General features: G+C 37.2%; 13 protein-coding genes. 4 read left to right on the forward strand and 9 right to left on the reverse strand.

Features of this window, described 5'->3' with window-relative positions; genetic code table 11:
- The 4 genes from R3333_RS09920 to R3333_RS09935 form a co-directional block, all read right to left on the reverse strand.
- Window positions 1-690 (reverse strand): SUMF1/EgtB/PvdO family nonheme iron enzyme (locus tag R3333_RS09920; protein WP_318958637.1); only part of this gene is annotated, 690 nt, incomplete at its 3' end.
- A gap of 305 nt (window positions 691-995) precedes the next feature.
- Window positions 996-2,309 (reverse strand): adenosylhomocysteinase, encoded by a 1,314-nt coding sequence (gene ahcY, locus R3333_RS09925; protein ID WP_318958638.1) that lies wholly within the window; start codon window positions 2,307-2,309, stop codon window positions 996-998.
- 117 nt (window positions 2,310-2,426) lie between these two features.
- Window positions 2,427-2,975 (reverse strand): hypothetical protein, encoded by a 549-nt coding sequence (locus R3333_RS09930; RefSeq protein WP_318958639.1) that lies wholly within the window; start codon window positions 2,973-2,975, stop codon window positions 2,427-2,429.
- A gap of 91 nt (window positions 2,976-3,066) precedes the next feature.
- Window positions 3,067-3,483 carry a VOC family protein gene (locus R3333_RS09935; RefSeq protein WP_318958640.1) on the reverse strand — a complete coding sequence of 139 codons (417 nt, stop codon included), beginning with the start codon at window positions 3,481-3,483 and terminating at the stop codon, window positions 3,067-3,069.
- A gap of 152 nt (window positions 3,484-3,635) precedes the next feature.
- Between R3333_RS09935 and R3333_RS09940 the strand changes: the two genes are divergently transcribed.
- The 4 genes from R3333_RS09940 to R3333_RS09955 all read left to right on the forward strand — a co-directional run bounded on the left by R3333_RS09940 (window position 3,636) and on the right by R3333_RS09955 (window position 6,426).
- Window positions 3,636-4,265: a carotenoid biosynthesis protein gene (locus R3333_RS09940; protein WP_318958641.1), complete on the forward strand. Its 630-nt coding sequence runs from the start codon at window positions 3,636-3,638 to the stop codon at window positions 4,263-4,265.
- A gap of 57 nt (window positions 4,266-4,322) precedes the next feature.
- Window positions 4,323-4,757: a sterol desaturase family protein gene (locus tag R3333_RS09945; RefSeq protein ID WP_318958642.1), complete on the forward strand. Its 435-nt coding sequence runs from the start codon at window positions 4,323-4,325 to the stop codon at window positions 4,755-4,757.
- Complete coding sequence (locus tag R3333_RS09950; protein WP_318958643.1) at window positions 4,754-5,452, forward strand: lycopene cyclase domain-containing protein; 699 nt, start codon at window positions 4,754-4,756, stop codon at window positions 5,450-5,452. The genes R3333_RS09945 and R3333_RS09950 overlap by 4 nt, the downstream gene beginning before the upstream one ends.
- A 206-nt stretch (window positions 5,453-5,658) precedes the next feature.
- Window positions 5,659-6,426 (forward strand): hypothetical protein, encoded by a 768-nt coding sequence (locus tag R3333_RS09955; protein WP_318958644.1) that lies wholly within the window; start codon window positions 5,659-5,661, stop codon window positions 6,424-6,426.
- Between the two features lie 35 nt (window positions 6,427-6,461).
- On the opposite strand, the gene R3333_RS09960 is transcribed toward R3333_RS09955, so the two are convergent.
- From R3333_RS09960 to R3333_RS09980, 5 genes are all read right to left on the reverse strand, one after another.
- A complete protein-coding gene (locus R3333_RS09960; protein ID WP_318958645.1) occupies window positions 6,462-6,866 on the reverse strand; it encodes a hypothetical protein in 405 nt (134 codons plus the stop codon).
- Between the two features lie 45 nt (window positions 6,867-6,911).
- Window positions 6,912-7,295 carry a GldL-related protein gene (locus R3333_RS09965; protein WP_318958646.1) on the reverse strand — a complete coding sequence of 128 codons (384 nt, stop codon included), beginning with the start codon at window positions 7,293-7,295 and terminating at the stop codon, window positions 6,912-6,914.
- Complete coding sequence (locus tag R3333_RS09970; RefSeq protein WP_318958647.1) at window positions 7,292-7,645, reverse strand: hypothetical protein; 354 nt, start codon at window positions 7,643-7,645, stop codon at window positions 7,292-7,294. The genes R3333_RS09965 and R3333_RS09970 overlap by 4 nt, the downstream gene beginning before the upstream one ends.
- A gap of 1 nt (window position 7,646) precedes the next feature.
- Window positions 7,647-8,405, reverse strand: coding sequence for a hydroxymethylpyrimidine/phosphomethylpyrimidine kinase (locus tag R3333_RS09975; protein WP_318958648.1), 759 nt, complete (start codon window positions 8,403-8,405; stop codon window positions 7,647-7,649).
- 4 nt (window positions 8,406-8,409) lie between these two features.
- A partial coding sequence (locus tag R3333_RS09980) for a hypothetical protein (protein WP_318958649.1) occupies window positions 8,410-8,613 on the reverse strand: 204 nt, incomplete at its 5' end.

Genomic DNA, 8,613 nt, shown 5'->3' on the forward strand with positions numbered 1-8,613 from the left:
ATATACCCCATAAGAACTTGGGTAATAAGATTGCGATAATGCCATTAAATCTGCACCATCTAAAAAACGTTCTCCTTTTTTCATCGGAACGATAATAGGATTTCCGTTTTCATCCCTACTAATACACTCTGGACCAATGGCCGTAAAATTACACAAATACGCACCTTGAGCATTTCTCAAATAGCTTCCTTGCCATGCATACACGGCTTCAGTATCACCACCATTTGCAGCCTTCAGCCATTGCTGTCTCGTTGGTAATTTAACACTATAGGTATAATCTTTATCTGCTGTATTTAATTGGTTTTGCAAGTAACTACAATACCCTTCCATTCCCTCCTTTGAAATGGTTACAACAGGATATCTTTTGTACGCAGGATGATTACCATACAACTTCATCATGTCCTTGGATAAATCATTGGTCTTTATCCATAAGCTAGAATCTCTAATTGCTTTATTTAGCTCAATGGTATTTCCGGTTGATTTCAAATGCGCTAAATAGGCATTGTATTCACCATTGGTAACCTCCGTTTTACTTATTCCAAATCCATTCAATACATTTCCTTCTGATAATTCAGGTATAAAGGAATAGGTGTCTTCAATAAGATCTGGTAAAGGAGAATTTCTCTTAAACAAAGAAAAAGAACTTAGAGCTAGCACAGCGGCAAGGGCTGGTACAATTATTTTTTTCATAAGAAGTGGTTTTAGGATATAAGTACGAAGAAAAGAAAAGGTTACAATAGAGTTCTTGAAGAAAATTTAAAGATTTAAGCATGGACTACGTCCATATTTAAAAATTTAAAGAACAGTAAAACTGAGGTTCCTGATAAGGAGCTGTGCAATGCGGTGTACTGAACGACAACCGAAGTAAGCGATAGTCGAAGTCTCGATGGACAAACCATCAAACCGTCAAACTTTCAAACCATCAAACCCTCTTGCATTTAACAAAAAAACGGAACCCTTTCGAGTTCCGTTTCCAGTAATATTGAATTTACTTCTTAGTATCTGTAGTGCTCTGGTTTGTATGGTCCAGCTACCTCTACTCCGATGTATTTTGCTTGTTCTTCTGTTAAAGTTTCTAACTCAACACCAATTTTAGCAAGGTGTAAAGCAGCTACTTTCTCATCCAAGTGCTTCGGCAACATGTATACTTCGTTTTTGTATGCATCTGCATTGTTCCACAATTCTAATTGCGCCAATACTTGGTTTGTAAATGAATTAGACATTACAAATGATGGGTGACCTGTTGCACATCCTAAGTTTACTAAACGACCTTCAGCCAATAAGATGATATCATTTCCTTTCACGTTGTATAAGTCAACCTGTGGTTTGATTTCAACTTTAGTATCACCGTAGTTCTCGTTTAAGTAAGCTACGTCGATTTCGTTATCGAAGTGACCGATGTTACAAACGATTGTCTTATCCTTCATCATTTCAAAGTGTTTCCCTTGAACGATGTCTTTGTTACCAGTAGTTGTTACAACGATATCAACGTTTCCTACTACTGAATCCATTTTCTTCACTTCAAATCCGTCCATTGCAGCTTGTAAAGCACAAATTGGATCAATTTCAGTAACGATAACTCTTGCTCCAGCACCTCTTAAAGAAGCAGCAGAACCTTTACCTACGTCACCGTAACCAGCAACAACAGCAACTTTACCTGCCATCATAGTATCTGTAGCTCTACGGATAGCATCTACTAATGATTCTTTACATCCGTATTTGTTATCGAATTTAGACTTAGTTACAGAATCATTCACGTTGATTGCTGGCATAACTAAAGTTCCGTTTTTCATTCTTTCGTACAAACGGTGAACTCCTGTAGTTGTTTCTTCAGATAAACCTTTGATATCTTTTGTTAACTCTGGGAAACGATCAAACACCATGTTTGTTAAATCTCCACCGTCATCCAAAATCATGTTTAATGGCTGACCACCTTCGAATGCAAATAAAGTTTGTTCTATACACCAGTCAAACTCTTCTTCGTTCATTCCTTTCCATGCGAAAACTGGAATTCCTGCAGCAGCGATTGCAGCAGCAGCGTGATCTTGTGTAGAGAAAATGTTACAAGAAGACCAAGTAACGTCAGCTCCTAATTCTACCAATGTTTCAATCAAAACAGCAGTTTGAATCGTCATGTGTAAACATCCTGCGATTCTTGCTCCTGCTAGTGGCTTAGATGCTCCGTACTCTTTTCTTAAAGACATTAAACCTGGCATCTCTGCTTCAGCTAATCTAATCTCTCTTCTACCGTACTCGGCTAAACTTATATCTTTAACTTTATAAGCTAATTTTTCAGTTGTGTTGCTCATTTATAGTTGTTTATCTATTTTAATATGGATGCAAAGATAAGGAAAGCCCTATTATTTCAAAAGGAATTGAGTTTTAAAACTTTATAGGGTAAAGAACAGGACGTTAGCACAAGTTCTTTAATCTTCGAAGATGTCATTCTGAACTTTTACCAGACTATCGTTGTTAAAGAAAAATGTTTTGTACTGAATAGCGTCTTGATAATCTTCTTGCAGTAAATCTTGGACAAATAATTCCCTGTATTTTCTTGTCTTTCTTTCCTCATAGTATTTGGCATTCACGGCGTATAAAGGAAATTCCGGTTCTTGGTTCAAAGAATAATCCAAATCGGCATATGTAAGCATAATCAAGTATACGTTTTGCCCTGATTCATCAATGTAGTTTCCATAAGTACTCATGGGATAGCAATGACTGCTCTTACATTTATTCACGAAAAAATGTACGATAGAAGAATCGTTTTTCTTTAGCTCTTTTCGAAGTTCCATACCGGTAATCTCATAAACATTCCCGGCTTTTGCTTCCTCAAAGGTGCTCAATTTCTTCACTTTGGTTTTTTCCTCATACGATAAGTACTGATAATCTGATGTAATCCCTTCAATCTGAAAATTGATAGTTATGCAAGAACTTAAGAATCCGGCCAAAGCCAGTAATTTAAAGTGGTTGTTCATAAATGATTTATTTTGGTTATCGGCGATTTATTTGTTTCACCTAACGGTGAGACTGCTAAACCGCCAATTTGTTACAACTTCATCGCGGCAATCAATTCATTTTTTGCTTTGGACTTCCATCTCCGCCAAAAAAAGCATCTTTCGGCTCCCACAATTCCACTCGATTTCCGTCTACATCCAGAATATGTATGAATTTTCCGTATTCAAAATCTTCTAATTCGTTTACAACCTTTACTCCCTTTTCTTTGAGTCCTTCAAGCAATGCTTCCAAATTATCCACTCTAAAATTCAACATCGCTTTTTGTTTGGGTTCACCGAAGTAGGTAGAATCCTCCTCAAAAGTTCCTAGTTGTAAAAAGCCCGAACCTCCTTGCTCTCTAACAAACTCAAAACCTACGCCGTAATCATTCGTGGTCATCCCTAAACACTCTTCATAAAAATTACGCATCGCTTTAGGATCTTTACATTTTATAAAGACTCCTCCTAACCCCGTGACTTTTCCTTTCATCTATTTTTTTGCTTTAAAATAAGAAGAACGAAGCAATCTTGTATTCCTAAATTCAAAATATTTCAAGCATTTTTTTCTTCCATTGATCCAATACGATTTTCTATGCGTATTTTCGAGAACAATACCATATGTTAGGTGTTAGAAACAAGGTTATGATACAGCAACTTCAACGATATAAGACAGGTATTTTACTCGGCATCTTGCTCATCTTCCACACAGTGGGTTTAATTGGACTACAGAGTGAAATGCGACAAGACTTTCTAAAATTGAGCTTTTTGAACTTAAGCTTAGCTTTTGTGGTGTTGTTGTTAGGAAGAAAAAATCACAGCCGAAAATTCTATATCTACGCCTTCACCATTGTCTTAACTGGAATGGTAGCCGAATGGATAGGCGTACACACCGGTCATTTATTTGGCAACTACAGTTATGGAGAAAACCTGGGCGTAAAAATCTGGGATGTACCCCTTATTATCGGCATCAATTGGTTAGTTCTAACCATGGGTAGCACTTCAATTTTAGCCTTTACCAATTGGCCTATCCTCCTCAAAGCAATTGCCTCTGCAGCTTTGATGACAGCATTAGATTTATTGATAGAACCCGTTGCAATTGCGAATGAATATTGGATGTGGGAAGGAGACATCCCCTCCTTTAACTACCTATCTTGGTTCTTCATTTCTTTGGTATTACACTTCGGATATTTTACCTTAGGATTGGCAGAAAAGAACAAAGTTGCAGTAGGTTTGTTCTGCATTCTTAGTCTGTTTTTTTTATGTTTACTTTAAAGCTTTAGCACAATGTATTGGTGGGGACCCTTTCTTTTAATTGCAACATTTTTCGTCATGGAATTCATGGCATGGGCTACACATAAATATGTGATGCATGGTTTAGGTTGGTATTTCCATAAAGACCATCACCAAGTAGAGCCCGGATTTTTCGAGAAAAATGATTTTTTCTTTCTTATTTATGCCATACCGTCTTGGCTGTGCATCATGCTTGGAATGATGAATGACAATTACATCGCTGTTTGGATAGGATATGGTATTGCTGCTTATGGTTTCGCCTACTTCCTTTTCCATGACGTATACATACACCGTAGATTTAAGTGGCTGCGTAACATAGACCACCCTTATTTTATGGCCATTAGAAAAGCACACAAAGTTCACCACAAGCATTTGGGGAAAGAACATGGTGAATGTTTCGGTATGCTCATTGTTCCCTTAAAATATTACAAGGAAGCCAAAAGGTCTTTCGCCATAAAAAAAGCTAAATCATGAGTCTATACCTCTGGATCAACCTTCTCACATTAGTCGGCCCGTTCTTTTTGTCCTTCGATAAAAAGGTCGCATTTTACAAACATTGGAAAGCATTATTCCCCGCATTACTTTTAGTGGGAACGTTTTTTTTATTGTGGGATGAATACTTCACGCAAAATGGAATTTGGGGGTTTAATCCAGAATATCTTTCAGGTATTTATTTGGGACACCTCCCACTTGAGGAAGTTCTCTTTTTCTTTACAGTGCCCTATGCTTGCATCTTCATTTTCGCCTGTATAGAAGCCTATTTCCCAACCATGAACCCACACCAATTCGGCTATATATTCTCTATCTCCTTCTCCTTCACAGCGCTATTTTTAGGCTTTGCACACCTAGAAAATTGGTACACCAGTAGTGCCCTCATCGGTTCTGGAGTATTAAACGCTGTATTCTATTTCGCAAAAACACCCAGCTGGTACCCTAAGTTTTCTATCGCCTTTATGGTGGCTATACTCCCCTTTTTAGTGGTCAACGGCATCCTTACAGGTTTTTTTACAGAAGCACCCGTGGTTTGGTATAACGAAGCACACATTATGGGCCCCAGAATAGGAAGCATACCCGCAGAAGATCTCTTCTATAACTTCTTTATGCTTTTTGGAATTATGCTCATTTATATGAGCTTGCGTAAAAAGTCGTGGGCAAACCCGCTGCGCTAACCGGGTCTTCCGCTAAAGTTCACCACCTGTTCTCAAAGCAGTTGTAAGCTTTCTATGCACTTCCGCTGGTCGTACCCATAAAGCAACAACTCCTAATCTCACATGCGGTAAAGCTAACACTCCACCCCCTGTTTGATTCTTTATCCCTACTCCCTACTGATAAGCTCAAAAGATTTTTATTTTTGCAGCCAAATAATTACCTAACCATGAAAAACACAACACTCGTGCTTTGCGCACTATTTGCATTTCTCAAGTCTTACGGTCAAGAAGAATTCAATCCGAAAAATTCAAATCATGAAATTTTAATATATACTGAATCTACCTTTCCTAAGAAATCAAATTTTGACTTCACTTATGATGAAAAGTACAGCACTAAATTGTTTTTGAGTTTAAAAAGTGATCGAGGTATAGGGGTAAACTACAAACGAAAAGTAATAGACAAAGGTAATTTCTTCATGCATATAGGATTAAACACTGGGAAACAAACCTTCAATTACAATCTGGTTCATCACTCAGGATATGCTCATTTTCAAGAATTCACATTAAACAGACACAAGTTAAAAGTTGGTTTCAGCAAGGAGTGGTATTTACTTAAAAACAAACTGCTTATTGAACCTGTGTTTCAACTTAGTTACCTAACAACGTTCAATAAATTCAACAGTCATACAGCAAATTATTTCAATGAAAAAACCGGCGACTTTTATGAAACCGATGTGAAATTGTATAGTACATTCATCAGGAAATTTTATCCGCAATTACAACTCAACATAAGCTACGCATTAACAAAACAATTGTATTTAGGCGTGTTTTACCAAACCAAATTTATCCAAGATTTACCCTATAATTATTCTTACCAAGAAACACTAATTAGTGAAGATCCGAACCTAAGTGACCAAATTACTTTTGATAAAGGAAGTATGCTAATGCTTATCCAAAGACGATTTATAGGTGTAAGTTTATCCTTTAAATATTAAAACAAAAAAAGACGCCTCCAACGAAGCGTCTTTTTTTAGTCTTTTATTTCCAGTGTTCCATCAATAGTATAGCTTTCACCCGTATAGTTATCATTGAGTAACTCATCCACTTGACCCGTAAAACTTCCTTCCATGATGGTTCTACCCACAGCCTTTCCTTCGAGCTCTACATCAAAATAATAGTACCCCGAATTTTGTCGGTAAATTTCTATTTCTCCTACCCATTTACCATCCTCCTTTTCAAGGTAATTGAGTTGATTATTACTTCCCGTTTTAATGAGAAAAATCTTATTCGTATGCTCAGTAACTTTCGCCTCTTCAGAAACGAGTATTTCATTGTTGGCATCTCTAAACACCAAATAAACATATTCGTCTTCTTCTACCTTTTGGGTACAAGAAAATAGAAGGAGTAAACTAAATAAGGGTATAAATTTTTTCATGGTACTTTTTCCTTCTAAGAATCAAAGGTTGTACCAAAGCGAATCCTAACTATCGAGAAGATCGTCATTCTCGGGTTTAGTCTGTTGTAACTTCCCTAAAAAAGTGGCTAATAATGAAATTACTAGTCCGGCTAAAATCAGTGCTGTAGCCAGGGGCCAATGCATAATTCTAAACACAACACCTAGCATTACAATTCCTGCTCCGATGTAAAAAACTAGACCTTTTTGCTTTTGGGTATTTGCCTTGCGCTTTTTATCAAAGTAAATCGACAATATAGAAAACACAAACCCCAACATACCCACGTAAATCACTCCATAACGCAAAATACCTTGGAAACTCAAACCAAAAACTGAATAGCGTGTAAATATAAGAGCCATGGCTATAAAAGACACTGCAAAACACAATAAACTCAGTCGGTTAAATATCATTCTTCTTCTTTTTTGTTGTTGGGGAATACCAGCCAAATACCCAAGGTAAGTACGCCGATAAACAAAATGAATTTAGCGTTTTCCCATTGAAATTCCAAACCTGCAAATCCTACAAACAACAAGAGTAAACTTAAAAACAGAATCAGGCTCTGAAAACCGAATTTCACACCTTCCTTTCGTCCTTCCCAAAGATGCAGAGAGACACCTAAAATTCCAGAAATTAGGATGAGTCCGCCCCACGGAAAAACATTTAGAAGCGTATTCTCTTCTCCTGCAAAAAGGATAAACAACCGAGGCAAGGCTATACTTGCTCCACATATTCCTAAACTTAAATTGGCTATTTTTTTCATCTTATCCGTTGTTGTGATAAGCCAATAAACTGGCATTAGAACTTGCTCTTTTATAAACATAAGCTTTAGCACGTACACTGGCTTTGTGAAAATCAAATCCTCTGGCAATGTATGCTGCCAAAGCACTGCTTAACATACAACCTGTACCATGCTTGGGTATAAAACCTTTACCTTGAGCGTTTAATGATTTCACGCCTTTAGCGGTAACTAAGAAATCTCTTCCTTCTTTTTGTTTAAAATCAGACCCCAATACTTCTTCTGTATGACCTCCCTTCACATACAGCTTTTTTGTAGAGGTTTCCTTTAAATTTAAACGCACGTATTCAGGTGCATTGGGAGTAAGAATATCTACCGCATCAATAATTTTTTGCAAGTTCATCTGAAAACGCGCTTCATCCATAACCTCTCCTTGGTTAAAACTAGGTTGTAACACCGGGTCCCAAACAATGGGTACCTGCGGATGATATTCTTTTATTTTCGATAAAACAGCAATTAATACTTCGCTATTTTCTATCAATCCAATTTTTATGGCAGCAGGTGTATAGCGTTTCAGTAACAATTCTAGCTGACTCAAAATCACCTCTTGCGGCGTCCAAATTACCTTTTCGAAGTAATCTTCTACCTGAAGGGTATTACAGGTTTGTACCGCTAAACCCAGGGTCTTCAATTGCTCAAAACTCTTGATATCGGCTAAAACTCCTGCTCCTCCACTCGGATCGAAACCCGCAATACTTATACAAATAGGTCTTATTCTCCCCATTTCTTTACAGTCTTTTGGTAAATCCTAATTTAGCCGCCTCTTCATTGATGATCTCTTTCTTATACTCCAACAAATCATCTGTTTTTTGCAAAGCAATTTGACTGATCATGGTATTTGAAAGCACATAAGCAGAAAATTCTTTTCCATACTTTTCTGCAATAGCTTCCTTGATTGGACCAAAGAAATTTGTCTTTTGTTCATCCACAAT

This window comes from Lishizhenia sp., assembly GCF_033720595.1.
In the GTDB taxonomy this organism is placed as follows: Bacteria; Bacteroidota; Bacteroidia; order Flavobacteriales_D; family Crocinitomicaceae; genus Lishizhenia.